Here is a 19,753-nt window from a genome sequence, read left to right as displayed (position 1 = left end):
GTAAAAGTATTGAAAGAAAGAATCCTAATTAAAGGAAAACAAGAAAGGATATAAAATCCTTTCTTTTAAAACAAAAAAATTATTTAAGCTCAACCTTAGCGCCAGCTTCTTCAAGTTGTTTTTTAGCTTCTTCAGCTTCAGCTTTGCTAACACCTTCTTTAAGAACTGATGGAGTTTGTTCAACAGCATCTTTTGCTTCTTTTAGTCCAAGACCAGTTAAAGCACGAACAACTTTAATTACATTGATTTTTTTATCGCCACCATCTTGTAATACAATGTCAAATTCAGTTTTTTCTTCAGCAGCACCGCCAGCAGCACCTGCAACAGCAGCACCTGCAACCATAACTGGAGCAGCAGAAACACCAAATTTTTCTTCAAATTCTTTTACCAATTCTGAAAGTTCAAGAACGCTTAGGTTAGAAATAAATTCTAATACATCTTCTTTAGTAATTGCCATTTTTTATCCTTTTTAAATTTTATTCAGCTTCTTTTTTTTCTTTTAATGCATTTAATCCAATTGTAAAATTGGTGATTGGTGCATTCCAAACTTGCAAAAGCATAGCAAGTAATTCATTGCGAGAAGGCATTTTAGCTAAAGCTTTAACTTTATCTACTGAAGCAACTTCACCATCAATAAATGCGGTTTTGATCTCAAATGTTTGATTAGCTTCGCTAAATTTATCAGCAACTTTTGAAACATTTAATTGGTCTTCACCCCAAAGATAAATATTTGTATCTTTAAGTTCCATTCCATCTTTGCCGGCATTTTTAAGAGCAATACTTGCTAAAGTATTTTTAATAATTTGAACTTTAACATCCATTTCTCTCGCATTATTTCTTAACTCTTCAAGTTTTTTAGTGTTTAAACCTTTGTAATTACAAACTACAACAGCTTCACTAGCCTTAAAACCCTCTTCAAGCTTAGAAACAAGTTCAATTTTTTGGCTTTTAGTCATCTTTACTCCTTTCCGACCGGTGATTTCAAGCAGAGCAGAAAATCTAATTAAGTCCTAAGACCTCGGCTATCTCCAATCTAAGATAAAAATTAGATAAAATAAAAGTTATTATCTTATCTAATTTTTATTAATGAGAGAAAAACTCTCATTAATTTTATTTTGTATCAAGCAATTCTTGAGTATCAAGAGAAAGAGAAGGACTCATAGTCAAAGAAAGACTAGCATTTTTAATATATCTTCCTTTTGCAGCAGCTGGTTTATGTTTATTAATAGCTTTTACAAATGCTGTCATATTTTCTTTTAATTGTTCTTGAGTAAAACTAACTTTACCCAAACCTGCATGGATGTTTCCTTGTTTATCAACACGGAAATTAACTTGTCCATTTTTAGCATTATTAACAGCTTGAGCAACATCCATTGTTACTGTACCTGTTTTAGGATTTGGCATCAAACCTTTAGGTCCTAAAATACGACCTACTTTACCTACTAGACCCATTAAATTTGGTGTAGCAATTAAAACATCAAAATTCATATTACCTTTTTGAATTTCTTCTACTAAATCATCGCTACCAACTATATCAGCACCTGCATTTTTCGCTTCATCAGCTTTTGCATCTTTTGCAATAACAGCAACACGAACTTTTTTACCTGTACCGCAAGGTAAAACAACACTACCTCTTACCATTTGATCTGCATGTCTTGGATCAACATTTAATTTTAAAGCAATTTCAACTGTTTCATCAAATTTAGCAGAAGCAAGAGTTTTTACTGTGCTTATTGCCTCATCCATTAAATAGTTTTTATTTGAATCTATTTTTTTTAATAATTCTGTAAATCTTTTAGTATTTTTAGACATCAATTTTCTCCGCATTTTATATAAAGTGCTACCGCCTTTTTAAACTCTTGGCGGTAAAGAGTATTAATCTACGATTTCAACACCCATAGAACGAGCAGAACCCATGATAATTTTAGCAGCTTGCTCTCTATCTTTTGTATTCATATCAGCGATTTTTTTATCTACAATTTCTAAAACTTGTGCTTTAGTTAATTTACCTACTTTATTTTTTAAAGGATTATCCGCACCTTTAGAAATACCTGCAGCTTTTTTAATTAAATCAGTAGCTGGTGGTTGTTTTGTTATAAATGTAAAGCTTTTATCTGCATAAACAGTAATAACAACTGGAATATTAAAACCAGCCATATCTTTTGTTCTTTCATTAAATGCCTTACAAAATTCCATAATATTAACACCTTGTTGACCTAAAGCAGGACCAACTGGAGGTGATGGATTAGCCTTAGTAGCAGCTATTTGTAATTTAATTTCTCCTACGACTTTTTTAGCCATAACCTTTCTCCTTTACTTACTATATAATCAAACTATTTTTTCAACTTGAGAGTATAAGATTTCTACTGGAGTTGATCTACCAAATATAGAAACATTTAGCTTTAAAACGCCTCTAACCATATCATATTCCTCTACAATACCAACAAAGTTTGCAAAAGGACCTTCAGTTATTCTTACACTTTCTTCTTTATCAAATGAAATTTTAGGCTTAGGTGCTGCTTTATTTTTCACCTTTTCTAAAATAAGATTGATATCTTTTTCACTTAATGGAGTTGGTTTTTTACTTTCACCTATAAAACGACCAACCTTTGGTAAAGACTGAATTTTGTGCCAAAGCTCTGTTGATAAGTCTATATTAGCAAATACATAGCCTGAATATAAACTTCTTTCGCTTATTTTTTCTTTACCATTTTTAAATTCAATCACATCTTCAGTTGGAACAATTACTTCTAATAATTGCTCTTGAATTCCATGATCTCTAACTAAATTTTCTATGGCTCTTTTTACAGCCATCTCACTACCTGCATAAGTTTGAATTGCATACCATTTATGATTCATTTTTCTATCCTATAATCTTAGATAATGAAAATGACATAATCAAATCAACTAATGCTAAAAATAATGAAACAACAGTAACAACTACAAAAACTGTAATATAAGCATTTCTAACTTGCTCTTTCAAAGGCCAAATTACTTTTCCTAATTCAGCTTTTGACAATTTAAAATAAGTTATTAGTTTTTCCATATTTTACCTTATTTTGTGGCAGGGCAAGAGGGATTCGAACCCCCAACCATCGGATTTGGAATCCGGCGCTCTACCGTTGGAGCTATTGCCCTAAGGGCTTTTTTATAAAAGCCTTAACTTTTTAATTTAACTTCTTTATGAATTGTATGTTTTTTCAATCTTGGGCAATATTTTTTTAATTCTAACTTTTCAGTTGTATTTTTACTATTTTTAAAAGTGCTATAATTAATATCACCGCACTCTTCACATTTTAAACCAACTTTAATTCTCATTTTTATTCCTTAAAAAGCGAGATTAAATCTCGCTTATAATTATTTAATAATTTTAGAAACAACACCTGAACCAACAGTACGGCCACCTTCACGGATAGCAAAACGAGTACCTTCTTCAAGTGCAACTGGCGCAATAAGACTTACAGTAATTCTAACATTATCGCCTGGCATAACCATTTCAACGCCTTCTGCAAGTTGGATAGAACCAGTAACATCAGTTGTTCTTACATAAAATTGTGGTCTATAGTTATTAAAGAATGGAGTATGGCGTCCACCTTCATCTTTATTTAAAATATAAACTTCTGCTTCAAAATCAGTATGAGGAGTGATTGATTTAGGTTTAGCAAGAACCATACCACGAAGAACATCTTCTTTTTTAGTTCCACGAAGAAGAACACCAACGTTATCTCCTGCTTCACCTTGATCCATTTCTTTTCTAAACATTTCAACACCAGTTACTGTAGTGCTTTGTGTTTCTCTAATACCAACGATTTCAATAGTATCACCAACTTTAACAATACCTTTTTCAATTCTACCAGTAACAACTGTACCACGACCTGAAATTGAGAATACATCTTCGATAGGCATTAAGAAATCTTTATCTGTATCACGAGCTGGAGTTGGAATATACTCATCAACTGCTGCCATAAGATCTAAGATTTTTTTAGACCATTCACCATCTTGTCCAGCTTTTGCTTCTTCAAGAGCTTGTAAAGCCGAACCTGAAATAATTGGAGTATCATCTCCTGGGAAATCATAAGAGCTTAATAACTCTCTAATTTCCATTTCAACTAATTCTAATAACTCAGCATCATCAACCATATCAGCTTTGTTCATGAAAACAACAATATATGGTACACCTACTTGACGAGAAAGTAAGATGTGCTCTCTAGTTTGCGGCATTGGACCATCTGCAGCAGAAACAACAAGAATAGCACCATCCATTTGAGCAGCACCAGTAATCATGTTTTTAACATAGTCAGCGTGACCTGGGCAGTCTACGTGAGCATAGTGACGATTTTCTGTTTCATACTCAATGTGAGAAGTAGCAATAGTAATACCACGCTCTTTTTCTTCAGGAGCGTTATCGATATTATCATAATCTTTAAGCTCAGCCAAACCTCTTCTTGAAAGAACAGCAGAGATAGCAGCTGTTAAAGTAGTTTTACCGTGGTCAACGTGACCAATAGTACCAATATTTACGTGAGGCTTATTACGTGAAAATTTTTCTTTAGCCATCTTTTTCCTCCATATAAAATTTACAAACAAATACTAATTTATGTTTTATAATCTTTTGAAATCAATGGAGCTCATAGCGGGACTTGAACCCGCGACCTCTCCCTTACCAAGGGAGTGCTCTACCTCTGAGCCATACGAGCGCTCAGAAAAATTAAAAACATAAACTATAAAATTTTGGAAATTTGAAACTGCTAGAAATTCTGAATTTAAAAACAGCTCCCAGTTTCACTCTACCAAAATCAGGTTGGAGCGGGAAACGGGACTCGAACCCGCGACCCTCAGCTTGGAAGGCTGATGCTCTAGCCAACTGAGCTACTCCCGCAAAGCAATGGTGGTGAGTCGTGGATTCGAACCACGGAAGGCGAAAGCCAGCAGATTTACAGTCTGCCCTCGTTGGCCACTTGAGTAACTCACCATGAATAATAATGCTTTTTATTTCTGGTCAAACACTGCTATTAACAATGGAGCTGGTTAAGGGACTTGAACCCCCGACCTGCTGCTTACAAGGCAGCTGCTCTACCAACTGAGCTAAACCAGCAAAAAATAAAGTTGAATTATAATGTAATTTTGAATTAATGTCAAGTGTTTTAAATAATTTTGTATAATTTTTAAAAAATAAAGGATTAATTATGAAAATTTTATTTTCACCTAGTGAGGGAAAAAGTAAAATAAATACACATAGTTGTTTAAATGAAAAATCATTCATATTTAACAAGCTATACGATAAAAGACTTGAAGTAATTGCTAAATACAAAAAATTTATTAAAGAATGTGATGAAAATGTTCTTGAAAAATTTTTTGGTATCAAAGACAAAGATGAATTATATAATCTTAGTCATGATATATTAAAAAAAGATACAACTAAAGCAATTCAAAGATACAATGGTGTTGCTTTTGAATATTTAGATTATGAGAGTTTGGGTGAAATTTCTAAAAAATATATAGATGAAAATGTATTAATATTTTCAAATCTTTTTGGTCCTATTTTAGCAAAAGATTTAATACCTTATTATAAATTAAAACAAGGAGAGAAAATCAAAGATTTTAATATAGAAAAATTTTATAAAGAAAATTTTTCCAGTGAACTTGATGATTTTTTAGAAAATAAATTAATAATCGATCTTAGAGCCAAATTTTATGAAAAATTTTACACCATTAAACAACCCTTTATTACCCTCACTTTTTTAAAAAATTCCAAAACTTTAAGTCACTTTGCAAAGGCTTATAGGGGTAAAATATTAAGAATACTAGCAAGTAAAAACATACATAGCAAAGAAGCTTTACTAGAAAATCTACCTAATGATTTAAAAATAAAAGAAATTAAAATACAAGGATTAAAAGAAGAGATAATCTTAGATATAGTAAGCTAAGCCTTTTGGCTTAGCTTTTATAATTAGAATTTGTATAGAGCTTCAAGTCTGATGAATTGATCATCATGGTCACTTACATCTTTTGTATTGAAATCTTCAGTTAAATAAGAATAGAATCCACTAAATGTAAGTTTTGGACTATAAGCATAAGATACTCTTGCAATGTATTCGTTTTTATCTGTATCAGCTATACCTCTACCATATTCAGTAGAACCACCGATATAGTCAAATCCTACTCTTACAGTTTCAGCAAAAGTATAACCTAAACCTGCAAAATAGAAGAAGTTTTCACCAGTATCTCCAGTTAATTTACTACCATTAGAATAGAAAATTTGCTCACCTGGAGCGATTATTCTACCTTTATCTTCTAATGTAACTACACTACCTTTGTCTTTTTCACCATAACCAACTATACCTGCTTGGAAATCAAAAGCAGAAATATTTGCTTGGATTTGAGCAGCATAGAAATTGCCATCATCTAAAGTATCTTTTCCATAGTAGTCTTTTTTATCACTATCTAAGCTATTTCCCAAGTATTGAGCTTGGATTTTGAAGTTAGCATCATTGAATGCAAATTTATAGCTAGCATCTACTGCATATAAGAAAGCCCAGTTATTAGCATAAGCAGCCCAAATTTGGAAAGCAAATGGATCAAAATCACCCAATACAGCAGCACCATATAATGAAGATTTAGCTATATTAAGCCCTTTTGATGCAGCACCAGGAACTCCTCCATTGTCTTTATCTGTTGGATAGTTTTTGTTACTATCTGCAGTAGTAATAGCAGTATCACCATCATCTTCAGCATTAAAGCTATCAAACCAGTAACCTGCAAAAGTTAAACCTTCGATAGAATTGTTAAGAACTTTAGCTCCTGTTCCTACTAAATCATCAGTCCAAATTGAACCAACTTCCATTTTACCGAAAGTTACATTTGTAGCATAAGCTTCATTTGTATATTCTAAGTAAGCTTGTTGCACAGCGAAAGTATCATGAGTGTTTGTTCCATTGCCTGTTCCAAAACCAGCTTCATTTGTGCTGTATTGGAATTGAACAAAAGCTTTGAAATTATCATCTAAAGCTGCTTTGAAGTTTAATTGAGATTTAAATCTGTGTTTATTTTCTTTAGAGTTGTTGTAACCATCTTCAATTGTGTTACCAATGTCTTTTCTATCAGATTCAAATCTGTATCTGAACATACCTGATACATCAACATCTTTTATAGCTTCTTCAAGTGAAACAGCGTTAGCTGCTGAAAAAGCACCTGCAGCTAAAGCTGCTACTAAACTAAGTTTAACTAGTTTCATGAGAATTCTCCTTATTAAAATTAAAACTATGGCTTGTATTATATCATAGTTTTATATGAGAATTCTTAAAGTAAACAAAAATATGTATTTATTGGGATATATATTTGAAGTTATAGCGTGTTGTTATACTATAATTATTAGTATATAATGATTATAGTTTAGATAATCAAACTATATTTAAGTTAAATCTTTAAAATTATAATTTAATTTTATTCCTAATTTTATATTTTATAAATAATCTCATTCATATTTAAAACTATATATCTTTAAAGATCTAGTAAAAAACTAGATCTTTAAAAACTAAGGAGTTATCTATGAATGTTTGCTTTTACAGATGTAATTATGCTCTTTGATAGTTAATGTATGGAAACTGGGCAGGGTGATACAACATCAATATATCTTATAAGGCTTGACAGTAGGTGTTTTTATTATTAAGTATAATATTTTGTGATTTATTTGAAGAAAATTTAGGGATATAAGCATAGCCACTAATGGGATTTATAATAATGCATATATGCTCATTTTGATTATTAGATAATCTTATAATGCAATCATTATTAAAAGAAGCAAGTTTATCATAAGCACGTGTAGCATTTTTTAAAGGCGTATATAAACGACCATAATCATCAAAAACCAAACGCGTACTTCCTTTACATGCACCTTCAAATAAAACTTTAGATATACCATAAGTTTTTTCTATATTGTATTTTAAATTTGCTTTGAAATCATTTTGATTTATCACTCCACTTTGACCTGAGTTCATTAATATATCTGGATTGATAAGATCAACAGCTATTTCTCTGTCTTTATTGATCATATTTTTACCTATGTTTGCATTACCATCGCCGTTTTTATCTAAAAAAATGGTATAGGTTTGTTCATTATTAGTGGCAGATTTTGAGCGTATAAAATACAGCTGCCATTTAGCCTTAAACCACTCTCGTTTAGCAATATTAAATTCTTTAACTCTAAAATCATTTTGCATTAAAGCTAAATGTCTTGTGTATTTAATATCATTTAAAACTTGCTCAGCTCCCAAGCGCAAATAATCAGGTTTATAATAAACATAAGCCATAGAAAATAATAAGGATAATATTATACAAACAAAAACCAGTTCTATTAAAGTAAAAGCTTGTTTCATTTTATAAAATAATATACTTTATGCTTACCTAAACTAACATAGATTTTACTAGCTTTTTTACTAGAATGAAGCTCTAGTTTACCCTTAGAAATACCATAAAATTTAAGTCTTAAGGCTAGTTCTTTATCTTGTGTAGCAATATGTGTGAGATTGTGTTGTTTTAAATTTAGAGCTAATTCTTTAGCTATGTGATAATCATAGGCAAAATGTCTTTTGGGATCTTTTAATAAATAATAAAAACTTTGATTAAAAACAATACCAAGATAAAAAAATAATAAAAATACCAAAGAACATTCTATAAAAATTTTATGTTTTAGGCGCAATTGTGGCATTCTTGAACGATAAGAAGACATTAAATAACGAATCAACAAAGGCGTACAAACCACACAAAAAGGTAAAAAATCTTCTAAAAAAAGTCTTTGTCTTATAGAAAAAATTAAACAAAAAACAAAAGTACTTGCACTAATAAACCATAAAAGTGGCTTATCATCTTGTAAAAGAATTCTATAAACAACATAAAAAAAATAAAGAAAAATCAAAGGCGAAAAACAAGCTGCAAAAATACCCAAAGTATCCAAAAAATACCCCTTAGGCTTTCCACTTGCATCAAACCCATAAACACTCATTGCGATAGCAAATAAAATCAAAGAACATATAATAAGTAATTTATCTTTTTTATAAATAGCAAAAAAGAAAAAAGATAAGTATAAAATTGCAAAATTTCCATCTACAAAAAGAACTAAAACCAATAAAATATAAAATAAAAATATTTTCTTATATTCAAATAATACTAAAATTAAAAGCGTAAAAAATATTACAATGCTTGATTCATTAATAAGTAAAGCACTAGCTACACTACCAGGGAGCAATATAAAAAGCACAACAGAAATAAAAGCATCAAAAGAAGTTTTGGTGTATCTTAAAGCTAAAATGTATAATAAAATACAGCTTAAAGAATGCAATAAAACAAAAGGTAGTCTTAACCCAAAGTCATTTTGACCAAAAAGAGTAGTGCCAAATTTAGCAATCATAGCAATTAAGCTATGATCATAAAAATAAATTTGTGCTTCATTGTAACTTATAGATAAAGTGCTTATGCCATACAATAAAGCACAAAAATCAAAAAATAAAACGGCTAACAAATACCTTTTCATTTTTGATTAGTCAAGTTTTACAGGACCATTACTTGCATGAGATTGTAAAAATCTTAAAATTCTATCTTTTTCTGCATCAGTAATTTTTGCAAAACCTTGCATAGCAGATAAGTATGCATCCCATTCTTCCATTAAATGTTCTTTTGGTTTATGCGCTGCGTGACAACTTGTACAAGTATCATAATAAGTTAATTCTATCTCATCCCAAGCAAGAATTTCTTGATCGGTTAAATCTTTACTTTTAACTAAAAATTCCATTTCATTGCTTGCATTTTTAGCATTTAAAGTAAGTAAAAGATAAATTCCATCTTTAGTATAAGCAAGGCTTTTTGGATTTGTCTCCACAACCTCGCCTTTAACTTTAATCAAAGAATATTCACCCTCTTCTTTTATAAGCTCTACTTTAGAGCCTTCATAAATTTGCCCTACCACTTTTTTACTAGCACTATCTAAAAGATCTACTTTTTCATTAAAAATAAACATATCTTTAGCAAATAAAGCACTAGCTAAAAAAGTCAATGCTAATATAATCTTCTTCATTATTAAGCTCCTATAATTTCTGGTGGTGTAGTTGAGTTATAAGGTTTTATAACTTCTTTTAGCTTTTTAATACCCACTAGACAAGTATTAACGCTAGTTGCTTGAGCCATAGTTGAAGTTGGTCTTGAGCTTGTTAAAACATTTACATGACCTGCATTACATCTTGGCTTACTATCGCTTGCATCTTCAGGGTCATACCAAGCACCCTCTTGGATACTAATAACCCCTTCCATGATATTATCTGTTACAAAAGCCCCTGCTAAAAGCGATCCACGATCATTATATACTTCTACAACTTCTCCGTGTGTAATACCAAGTTTTTTAGCATCATTTGTATTAATCACCACAGGCTCTCTACCTTGAATTTTATACAAATCTCTTACCCAAGTATTATCAAGCTGAGAATGCACTCTATATCTTGGATGCGGGCTTAACAAATGGAAAGGATATTTTTTAACTAATTTTTCATTACCTAACCACTCAGCTGGTTCAAACCAAGTTGGATGTGCTTTAAAATCTTCTAAATTATATTTTTCAAATTTTGGTGAATAAATTTGAATTTTTCCACTTTCTGTTGCAAGTTTATTTGCCACAGGATCAGCTCTAAATTCAGAGTGTCTTACGAAATTATAAGCTTCTTTTGGAGCTTCAAAATGAATAAATCCTTGTTTCCAAAAATCAGCAAATTCCATATAATAAGGACAATCACTTCTGCCATAAAAACCTTCAAGCCACTGCTCTTTTGTTTTATTTCCGGTGAATTTTTTATGCTCTCTTTCACCTATTCTTTTTGCTAATTCTTCAAAAATATCATAATCATTTCTACTTTCAAAATAAGGCTCAATTACTTTTTTCATAGCATAAACATAATCTTGAGAATAAGAACCACCAAAACTAATATCATCTCTTTCTAAAGTTGTAGTTGAAGGCAATACAATATCAGCCATTTTTGCCATAGGCGTCCACCAAGGCTCATGTACAATTAGCGTATCAAGAGTTCTTAAAGCTTTGATAAGCTCATTTGTGTCCGGATGATGACCCAATACAGAAGCACCTACTACATACATAAGTTTGATTTTTGGATAGGTAATCTCTTTACCTTTAAACTTAACTGTTTTGCCTGGATTTAATATTGCTTCTGAAATTCTACTTGCAGGAATATTAGTATCAAGATTATTTTTACCTTGCGGTAAACCTACTGGTAATCTTACACCTGAAAATGCTTGTCCGCCACCTGAATAGTGCATTGAAAAACCAAATCCACCACCAGGTAAACCCACTTGACCTATCATTGAAGCTAAAACCATTAAAGTCCAATCAGCTTGTTCACCATGGTGTGCTCTTTGCATAGCCCAGTTACCTGCTAAGAAAGTTCTATTTTTTACAAAAGTATCTGCTAATGCGGTAATAACTTTTTCTTCAACACCGGTAATATTTGCGGCCCAAGCTGGAGTTTTATCAATACCATCAGTTTTTCCAAGTAAATAAGGTAAGAATTTGTCAAAACCATCAGTGTATTTTTCAATAAATTTTTTATCATATTTTCCACTTTTATATAAATAATTCATCATACCAAGCATTAAAGCTACATCGGTATTTGGACGAATTTTAATCCACTGAGCATTTAAAATCTCTGCTGTTTGAGTGTATTGAGGATCAATACTAATAAATTTGATATTTGATTTGCTGTATTTTTTATAATACTCATCATTACCACGATTTGCAACTTTAAAGTCAATTTGATTACATTTATAAAGATCAGCTCCCCATAAAACATAAACTTGGGTATTTTCTAAAATAACCTCATGAGAAGTTTGTAAAGAATAAACTTCTAAATCCCCTACTATACTAGCATTAACCTTACCAGCAGCTCCATTACTATACTCTCCATCAGTGCCGATGTGACCACCTAAAGCTGTATTAAAAAATCTTCCTGCTACTGAGTTACAATTGTGCAATAAACCTACATGCCCCCAAGCACCATAACTTGCATTAAATAAATTTTCAATAGGAGTTTCTTTTAATTTTTGCAATACAAGCTCTAAAGCTTTTTCCCAGCTTACTCTTACAAAAGGTTCTTTACCTCTTAATTTAGGTCTTTTTTTACCTTCTAAGAAACTTTTTCTAACACAAGGATATTTTACCCTAGTATCTGAATAAGTTCTATCAATGATAGCATCAGTGATAATAGAAGGATGTTTGTCAGATTGTTGTGGTGTAACTTTTACAAGTTTTCCTTCTGAATTTACTTCAGCCCAAAAAGCACCAAAGTGAGTAGCGTGAGGAATTTTTTTAGTATCATAAAATTTAGTTCCCTCACTTGCGGCTATTAAAGGATTAACCGAAGCAATCGCTGAAGTAGCAGCAAGTCCTTTTAGAAATTTTCTTCTTGTTAAACTCATAAGACATCCTTTCTTAACAAAATAAAGTCAATATATATTATAGCATTTGTATTTGATTTAAAGCTAAATTTTAATACTCCAAAAAAAGTCAATCCACTCTTTAGCCTCTTTTATATAAAACTCAGGGATTAATAATGCTGAAGGTTTATAAAAAACACTTGCTACTTTGAGTTCTAAATGAGGATATTTTTCCATTAAAACTCTTTTGATTTCTATCATAGTTTCACCACTATCTATAATATCATCTATCAAAAGAATTTTTTTGTATGAACTAAGATCAGGGATATTAAAAATTTTAATCGTATCTAACTTTTGGGTATCTTCATAATGAATGGAATTTAAAGAAAATAAGTTTCTATTACCCATACCTTCTGCTAAAAAATGACCCAAAGTCATACCACCTCTTGCAATGGCAAGTAACACATCAGGATTAAATTCTTCCTTAATTTTGCGCGTAAAAGGAATAATTTCTTTTTGAAATTCTTCATAAGCATAATAATACATAATCACTTCCTATAAAAATTGTAATAAAAATACTAATAATGAAATCGCACTTAATACAATAATACCAAGGTTAATTTTATCAAATTCTTTTTGCATAATACGCATAAATAAATATACAATAAATCCAAAAGCAAAACCTGTGGTAATAGAATAAGTTAGTGGCATCATAATGATAATAAAAAATGCACTCACTGCTATAGCTTTATCTTTAAAATTAATATTTGCAACTTCCATAAACATTAAAACACCAACAAGTACCAAAATAGGATAAATAGAATTTGCAGGAATAGCTTTAAATACTGGAAGCAAAAATAAGGTAAAAACAAAACATATAGCAGTAACTAAAGCTGTAAGTCCTGTCCTACCTCCTGCTTCAACACCTGCTGAGCTTTCTACAAAAGCAGTTACAGTAGAAGTTCCAATAACAGCCCCCATAGCCGAACTTGCTGCATCAGCGCCTAAGGTTTTACCTAATTTTTTCTCACCTTGTTTTGGATCATCAAATATTTTTCCTCTTGAGCCTACACCTGTGATTGTACCCACACTATCAAAAAGCTGAGTAACAAAAAAAGTAAGTACTATAGGAATCATACTAAGCTCTAAAGCTCCTTTAATATCAAGCTTACCAAATATAGCACTTAAACCATTATCTCCACTAATAACTGGTAAAGATAAAAGTTGCTCAGGAAATTTAGCTCCATCAATACCAAAAATCCAAGCACACAAAGCACTTACAAAAACAGCTAAAATAAACGCAGCTTTAATCCTCCAAGCCCAAAAAACAAAAACCAAAAACAAACCAAACAATCCAAAAAGCACTTTAGTACTTGAAAAATCGCCCAAACCCACTAAAGTTGCTTCGCTTTTGGTGATAATCCCCATTTGCACAAGCCCCATAAAAGCTATAAAGGTTCCAATACCTGCTGATATGGCTCTTCTTAAATCATTTGGTATGCTTTTTATCACCCAAATTCTAAAATTAGTAAAAGATAATAAAGTAAAAAAAATACCCGATAAAAACACAGCTCCCAAAGCACTTTGCCAAGGAATTTGATAGGTATTACACACGCTAAAAGTAAAATACGCATTTAGCCCCATACCCACACTCATAGCCACAGGAGTATTAGAAAAAAAAGCACTAAAAGTAGTAGCTATAATAGTTACTAAAGCAGTTGCAACAATTAAAGCTTCTAGTGGCATGCCTGAATTACTCATAATATTTGCATTAACTGGTATAATATAAATCATTGCTAAAAAAGTAGCAATACCTGCATAAATTTCAGTTTTTACATCACTATTATGTTCTTTAAGTTTAAAAAAATCCATTTTTATCCTTAATAAGTTTTTAATTCATTATACAAACTATCTCGTTCTATTGCTATATAGCCTGAGCTTTGAATCATTTCTATAAAAGTTTTTAAACTCAAGCCATTTGAACTTTTTGCCCCACCTGCACTTTGTATGCTTTCTTTTTCTATAGTACCATCTAAATCATTTGCACCAAAATCTTGAGCAACCATAGCTAAATTTATACCCATGGTTGCCCAATAAGCTTTAATATTTTTAATATTATCAAGCACTATCCTCGCAATAGCTAAGGTTTTTAAAATTTCTACTGAGCCAAGTGGTTTTTTACCCGTAATAAAACTATTATCTTGTTGCCAAACCAAAGGAATAAAAGCATTAAAACCACCAGTTTGATCTTGAAGATTTCTCAATCTTATCATATGATTAATTCTATTTTCTCTACTTTCTATATGCCCAAAAAGCATTGTGGCGTTACTTTGTCTACCTTTTTCATGCCAAAGTTTGTGAATTTTCAACCAATTTTCACTACTTACTTTACCATGACAAATTTTTTTTCTAACTTCCTCATCAAAAATTTCAGCCCCACCACCTGGCATAGAATCAACGCCGTATTCAAGCATTTTTTCTATCACTTCTTCATAGCTCATATTAAAAGCCCTGCTTAAAAAATCAATCTCAGCAGCAGTTAAGGCTTTAATATGTAAAAATGAATATTTTTCTTTAATCATTTTAAAAATTTCCAAATACCACTGCCATGAAGTGTTTTTATTATGCGCTGAAACGATATGAATTTCTTTTGTATCTCTTAAAACTGTTTCATCAACTATTTTCATTATCTCTTCGTGCGACATAATATAAGGATTAGGATTTTTCCTGTGTGCTGAAAAAGCACAAAATTTACAAGTATCTGCACATATATTTGTAGGATTAATATGGCGATTGATATTAAAATAAACCTTTTTGCCATGCAAATTAGTTCGAATTCTTTGTGCGTATTTGCCTAAAGTAAAAAGCTCTAAATCCCAAAGCTTGTTAGCTTCTTCTTCATTTAATCTTTCTTGATTTTCTAGTTTTTCTATAATTGTTTGCATGTTCTTACCATTTTTTAAATTTAAATTATAATTATAATTTTAACTTACTTAAAATTTAATACAAAGTATTTTTGGTATGATACTAGTAAAATTGAATAAGGATTATTATCAAGTTATGGATATACAAAAAATTCAAAAATTAAAAAATTCTTTAAAAGATTATGAAGCTTATTGCTCTAGACTTTTTTTAAAACAAGGCTCGTTTAGTTTTTACCACTCTAAAGAAATTGATCGTTTTATAGAAGATGTTTACGAGCTTGTTTTGAATGATTTTTTTGATGATTATTTTCCGCATAATGATAAATTCCCTTTTTGTATTATCGCTATTAGACAATATGCTAAAATGAATTTAAGTATAAAAGAAAATGTTGATTTATTACTTATTTATAAAGATATAAAAGCTTATAATATCAAGCCTTTAATGAAAGCATTTATTACTTCATTAAATGATATTAATTTAAATATCAATTATCAAATTTGTGAAATAAATGGACTTTATAATATAGCTAAAAACGAGCTAAAACAAAATATTTTACAATATCGTTATATTTGTGGATCTAAGATTTTATTCAAACAAATCAAAGAAAAAATTTCTCAAGCTCAAGAAGAGTTAAAAGAAGAATTTGCTTTAAAAATCTTGCAAGAATTTAACCCTTATCATCAACCTTTAATCAAGCAAGAATTTGACATCAATAAAAATTTTGGCGGTTTAGATGAGCAGCTTGATATAGAAAATTTAAGTATTTTGTTTAAAGATTCTCCTAAAAACTATATGCTTAATTTTATCAACGAAAAAGAATTAAGTGAATTTAAACTTGCAAGTGATTTTTTATTTTCACTTAAATGTGCAATGAATCTTTTAGAAGGTAAAAACACTAATTTATTTTTAATACAAAATTCACAAGAACTTGCTAACTTAATGCAAAAAAAAGAAAAGAAAAATTTAGATCTTAAATCCATACTTATTCAAAAAGCTATGCAATGTATGCAAACTTGTGGAATTTATACACAATTTTTAGCAAGGTGTATCCAAGAAAAACACTATAAAGATAATGAACTTTATGAAACACAAGATAGCTTTTTTACTTATTCTAACAAAAGTGAAAACCTAAGCTTGATATTAAATCAACTTTTAAAATTAGATGATAAAGATTATAATTTTGATATCAAACTCATTTTTACACTAAGAAGAGCAGAAAATAAAGATGAAAATTTAGAATTATTCAAGAAAATTTTAGAAAGAAAGCATTCTTTTGCTCTTTTAAAACTTCTTGCTGATGCTAATATTTTAAAAGATTTTTGCAAACCTCTTACTCAAAGCAAATTCTTGCTTGAAGAAGAAGGTGTTTATAGTGCATTAGATAGAGCATTACTTTGCTTAAAATACTTTGAAGAAAAAGATTATAGCTTTGATGAAAATACACTTTTAATAATAAAACTCACCATACTTTTAAGTGCTATTCATGAAGAAAATGAAATTTCTTTAGCAAATATTTACAGAGCTTATGTAGGAAAATTCCAAGTTGATAATGAGCTTTTAGATTTTGGCTTAAGATTGTATAAAAATTTTAATGCTTTTAAAGACATTATAGAAAAAGAAGATATTTATAATTCTACTATTGTTTTAAATTTTATTTCCAAATTAAATGATATAAATACCTTAAAAACCTTACATCTTTTATCTTTTTGCAATGCTAAAGCTTTGGGTATAGAAAATCATTTTTATTATAAAAGTTTAGAAAGATTATTCCAAAATGCATTAGAAGGCTTTGAGGATGAGAATTTAATTGATGAGAGCCAAAGAAGAGTAAAAAAAGAACAAACCCTAAAAAGAAGTAAGGCTTTTTTAGATCTTGATGAACAAACTCAAAATAATATTACTCATATTAAATCCAATTTATTTTTTATAAAAAATAGTTTTGAAAAAATCATTAAAATAACACAAATTACACAAAAAGAAAATTTTACTTTTTGGCTTGATAATCAAGATAATTTTACCCTAGAACTTATAATGAATAGAAAAAACAATCTTGAAAATATACTCAATACTTTAAGTTCTTTGAATTTAATCTTTATGAGCTTCTTTGAATTATTTGATGAAAAAGTTTATTTGAAATTTGAATATTCAGATATAGTAAGCGATACTCAAAAACAAAGTTTAGAAAATTTACTAAATTCTAAATTACATTTAAAAGTACAAAAAAAGGCAAAAAAACCAAACATTAAAAAAGATGAATTAAAATTAGATATGAATTATTCCAAAAGCTATGCCAAAATAACCTTAAACACAAAAGATCAAAAAGGTTTAATGGCTTATGTGATGGATGTGCTTGCAAGATATGATATTATCTTAAGCGCAGCAAAAATTCAAACCATAAAAGAAAGAACGCGAAATGTTTTGATTTTGCATAAAAATGAAAGCTTGCAAGATCATAAAGATCAAATTCTTAAATCACTAATAAGCGAGTAAAAGATGTGTGGAATAGTAGGATATATAGGAACCAAAGAAAAGAAAAAAATCATATTAGAAGGCTTAAAAGAGCTTGAGTATAGAGGTTATGATAGTGCCGGTATAGCAGTAATGAAAGATGGGGAGTTAGACTTTTTTAAAGCGGTTGGAAAATTAGAAAATTTAGCCAATAAAACTGCTAATTTTAATAGTGATGGATTTGGGCTTGCTATAGGTCATACGCGTTGGGCAACTCATGGAAAACCAACTGAAATAAATGCTCATCCACATTTAGGACAATACTCTTGCGTAATACATAATGGAATCATAGAAAACTACCAAGAATTAAAAACGAAACTCACACAAGAAGGTATTAATTTTCTAAGTCAAACTGACACTGAAGTTATTGTACATTTATTTGAATACTATGCAAGCAATTTAGAACCATTTGAAGCTTTTAAAAAAACTATAGCTGAACTAAAAGGTGCTTTTGCAATTTTGCTTGTGAGTAAAAAAGATCCTAATACAATTTATTTTGCTAAAAATGCTGTGCCACTCATCATCGGAAAAAATGGCGATGAAAATGAATATTATTTTGCATCAAGTGATGCACCTTTAGTTTCTTTAGTGGATAAAGTAGCTTATCTTGAAGATGGAGATTATGGATATGTGAATTTAAACGAATGCAAAATTTGCCATGATCAAGCTTGCATACAACCTACTTTTGTGGCTTTAAGCCAAGATAAAAGTTATGCTCAAAAAGATGGTTATAGATTTTTTATGGAAAAAGAAATTTATGAGCAAAGTAGAGTTTTAGGCGAAGTTTTAATGGGACGCTTACAAGGTGAGCAGATTGTTTTTGAGGATATAGATGAAACTCTTTTACAAAACATAGATGAAATAACACTTTGCGCTTGTGGCACAAGCTATCATGCAGCATTAAGCGGGGCTTATTTGCTTGAAAGGCTTGCAAAGATTAAAACTAAAGTTGAAGTAGCAAGTGAATTTAGATACAGAGAAGCCATTATAGGCAAAAATACTCTTTTTATAGTAATCTCTCAAAGCGGTGAAACAGCTGATACACTTGAAGCTTTAAAAATAGCAAAAACACAAGGAGTTAAAACTTTAGCAATATGTAATGTGGATAATTCTAATATCGTGCGTTTAGCTGATATATCATTACTTACTAGAGCGGGCATTGAAAAAGGTGTGGCTTCAACTAAAGCTTTTGCCACTCAAGTAGCAACTTTATGGATGCTTGCAATCTATCTTGCACAAAAAGCAAATTTAGATATGAGTAAAGAAATCAAAGCCCTAAGAAGCTTGCCAAGTATAGTTAAAGTTGAACAAAACTTGCATGAAAAAGTACACAGAATTTCAAAAAGATACCTACATGGCCATGGCTTCTTCTTTATAGGAAGAGATGTATTTTATCCACTAGCATTAGAAGGGGCTTTAAAATTAAAAGAAATTTCATACTTGCATGCTGAAGGATATCCAGCAGGTGAAATGAAACATGGGCCTATTGCTCTAGCAGATAGCGAGCTTTTTACCGTTGCACTAATGCCGCAAAATTGCCTTTATGAAAAAACCAAATCAAATGTAGAAGAATTAGCTGCAAGGGATTCTACCCTACTTGCTATTTCTCCACTTGATTTTGATTTAAGCGATGATTTTATAAGAACTTCAAAACAAGAACACTATATGTGTGAATTTTTTGAAATGATGGTGATCTTACAGCTTCTTGCCTTAGAAGTTTCTATAAGACTTGGTAATGATGTAGATATGCCAAGAAATTTAGCAAAAAGTGTTACCGTAGAATAAATATTTTGTGTAGTTTTGAAAAAACTACACTTTTTTAAAAAATTTTATAAATACTTCTTAAATTATAAGCAAACTTTAGGGTTTATTTGGTTTAAATATCATATCT

At 30.3% G+C, this 19,753-nt stretch carries 19 protein-coding genes and 5 tRNA genes; 3 read left to right on the top strand and 21 right to left on the bottom strand.

From position 1 onward, the window contains the following. Positions 1-79: 79 nt before the first annotated feature. From rplL to L8T90_RS01670, 13 genes are all read right to left on the bottom strand, one after another. Positions 80-457 carry a 50S ribosomal protein L7/L12 gene (rplL, locus tag L8T90_RS01730; protein ID WP_012661184.1) on the bottom strand — a complete coding sequence of 126 codons (378 nt, stop codon included), beginning with the start codon at positions 455-457 and terminating at the stop codon, positions 80-82. Positions 458-476: 19 nt separating this feature from the next. Then, positions 477-956 (bottom strand): 50S ribosomal protein L10, encoded by a 480-nt coding sequence (rplJ, locus tag L8T90_RS01725; protein WP_012661183.1) that lies wholly within the window; start codon positions 954-956, stop codon positions 477-479. 154 nt (positions 957-1,110) lie between these two features. Continuing rightward, a complete protein-coding gene (rplA, locus tag L8T90_RS01720) occupies positions 1,111-1,812 on the bottom strand; it encodes a 50S ribosomal protein L1 (protein WP_039617747.1) in 702 nt (233 codons plus the stop codon). A 63-nt stretch (positions 1,813-1,875) separates the two neighbouring features. Then, a complete protein-coding gene (gene rplK, locus L8T90_RS01715; protein ID WP_012661181.1) occupies positions 1,876-2,301 on the bottom strand; it encodes a 50S ribosomal protein L11 in 426 nt (141 codons plus the stop codon). A 27-nt stretch (positions 2,302-2,328) separates the two neighbouring features. Further along, a complete protein-coding gene (gene nusG, locus L8T90_RS01710; RefSeq protein ID WP_012661180.1) occupies positions 2,329-2,859 on the bottom strand; it encodes a transcription termination/antitermination protein NusG in 531 nt (176 codons plus the stop codon). A gap of 4 nt (positions 2,860-2,863) precedes the next feature. Then, positions 2,864-3,046, bottom strand: a complete 183-nt coding sequence (secE, locus tag L8T90_RS01705; protein WP_012661179.1) for a preprotein translocase subunit SecE — start codon at positions 3,044-3,046, stop codon at positions 2,864-2,866. A gap of 16 nt (positions 3,047-3,062) precedes the next feature. Further along, a tRNA-Trp gene (locus L8T90_RS01700) sits at positions 3,063-3,138 on the bottom strand. 21 nt (positions 3,139-3,159) lie between these two features. Beyond that, on the bottom strand, positions 3,160-3,318 hold the full coding sequence (gene rpmG, locus L8T90_RS01695) for a 50S ribosomal protein L33 (RefSeq protein WP_012661178.1): 159 nt from the start codon (positions 3,316-3,318) through the stop codon (positions 3,160-3,162). A 39-nt stretch (positions 3,319-3,357) separates the two neighbouring features. Further along, positions 3,358-4,557, bottom strand: coding sequence for an elongation factor Tu (tuf, locus tag L8T90_RS01690; RefSeq protein WP_039668122.1), 1,200 nt, complete (start codon positions 4,555-4,557; stop codon positions 3,358-3,360). 65 nt (positions 4,558-4,622) lie between these two features. Then, positions 4,623-4,697: transfer RNA gene (locus L8T90_RS01685), tRNA-Thr, on the bottom strand. A 105-nt stretch (positions 4,698-4,802) separates the two neighbouring features. Next, positions 4,803-4,879: transfer RNA gene (locus tag L8T90_RS01680), tRNA-Gly, on the bottom strand. 7 nt (positions 4,880-4,886) lie between these two features. Next, positions 4,887-4,972 (bottom strand) — tRNA-Tyr (locus L8T90_RS01675). Between the two features lie 47 nt (positions 4,973-5,019). Continuing rightward, a tRNA-Thr gene (locus L8T90_RS01670) sits at positions 5,020-5,095 on the bottom strand. A 91-nt stretch (positions 5,096-5,186) separates the two neighbouring features. On the opposite strand from L8T90_RS01670, the gene L8T90_RS01665 reads away from it, so the two are divergent. Further along, entirely contained in the window at positions 5,187-5,927 is a 741-nt protein-coding gene (locus L8T90_RS01665) for a YaaA family protein (RefSeq protein ID WP_263736528.1), read from the top strand. Between the two features lie 23 nt (positions 5,928-5,950). Here L8T90_RS01665 and L8T90_RS01660 read toward each other — a convergent pair whose 3' ends face one another. The 8 genes from L8T90_RS01660 to mqnE all read right to left on the bottom strand — a co-directional run bounded on the left by L8T90_RS01660 (position 5,951) and on the right by mqnE (position 15,374). Further along, positions 5,951-7,234, bottom strand: a complete 1,284-nt coding sequence (locus tag L8T90_RS01660) for a major outer membrane protein (protein WP_263728258.1) — start codon at positions 7,232-7,234, stop codon at positions 5,951-5,953. Positions 7,235-7,634: 400 nt separating this feature from the next. Continuing rightward, on the bottom strand, positions 7,635-8,375 hold the full coding sequence (locus tag L8T90_RS01655) for a Tfp pilus assembly protein FimT/FimU (protein WP_263736527.1): 741 nt from the start codon (positions 8,373-8,375) through the stop codon (positions 7,635-7,637). Beyond that, positions 8,372-9,529 (bottom strand): hypothetical protein, encoded by a 1,158-nt coding sequence (locus tag L8T90_RS01650; protein ID WP_263706652.1) that lies wholly within the window; start codon positions 9,527-9,529, stop codon positions 8,372-8,374. Before L8T90_RS01650 ends, L8T90_RS01655 begins: the two co-directional genes overlap by 4 nt. A 6-nt stretch (positions 9,530-9,535) precedes the next feature. Then, positions 9,536-10,069 (bottom strand): hypothetical protein, encoded by a 534-nt coding sequence (locus L8T90_RS01645; RefSeq protein ID WP_263708571.1) that lies wholly within the window; start codon positions 10,067-10,069, stop codon positions 9,536-9,538. A gap of 2 nt (positions 10,070-10,071) precedes the next feature. After that, positions 10,072-12,471: a molybdopterin guanine dinucleotide-containing S/N-oxide reductase gene (locus tag L8T90_RS01640; protein ID WP_263736526.1), complete on the bottom strand. Its 2,400-nt coding sequence runs from the start codon at positions 12,469-12,471 to the stop codon at positions 10,072-10,074. A 63-nt stretch (positions 12,472-12,534) separates the two neighbouring features. Continuing rightward, positions 12,535-12,975 (bottom strand): phosphoribosyltransferase, encoded by a 441-nt coding sequence (locus L8T90_RS01635; RefSeq protein WP_263736525.1) that lies wholly within the window; start codon positions 12,973-12,975, stop codon positions 12,535-12,537. A 9-nt stretch (positions 12,976-12,984) separates the two neighbouring features. Beyond that, positions 12,985-14,301, bottom strand: a complete 1,317-nt coding sequence (locus L8T90_RS01630) for an NCS2 family permease (RefSeq protein WP_263736524.1) — start codon at positions 14,299-14,301, stop codon at positions 12,985-12,987. A gap of 8 nt (positions 14,302-14,309) precedes the next feature. Beyond that, a complete protein-coding gene (gene mqnE / locus L8T90_RS01625; RefSeq protein WP_263736523.1) occupies positions 14,310-15,374 on the bottom strand; it encodes an aminofutalosine synthase MqnE in 1,065 nt (354 codons plus the stop codon). 115 nt (positions 15,375-15,489) lie between these two features. On the opposite strand from mqnE, the gene L8T90_RS01620 reads away from it, so the two are divergent. Next, complete coding sequence (locus L8T90_RS01620; RefSeq protein ID WP_263736537.1) at positions 15,490-17,844, top strand: nucleotidyltransferase; 2,355 nt, start codon at positions 15,490-15,492, stop codon at positions 17,842-17,844. A 3-nt stretch (positions 17,845-17,847) separates the two neighbouring features. Next, a complete protein-coding gene (gene glmS / locus L8T90_RS01615) occupies positions 17,848-19,647 on the top strand; it encodes a glutamine--fructose-6-phosphate transaminase (isomerizing) (RefSeq protein WP_263736522.1) in 1,800 nt (599 codons plus the stop codon). Positions 19,648-19,753 lie beyond the last annotated feature (106 nt).

Source organism: Campylobacter sp. RKI_CA19_01121 (genome assembly GCF_025771295.1).
Classification (GTDB): Bacteria; Campylobacterota; Campylobacteria; order Campylobacterales; family Campylobacteraceae; genus Campylobacter_D.
The sequence above is the reverse complement of the archived record's forward strand: the minus strand, read 5'-3'. Positions and strand labels throughout refer to the sequence as shown.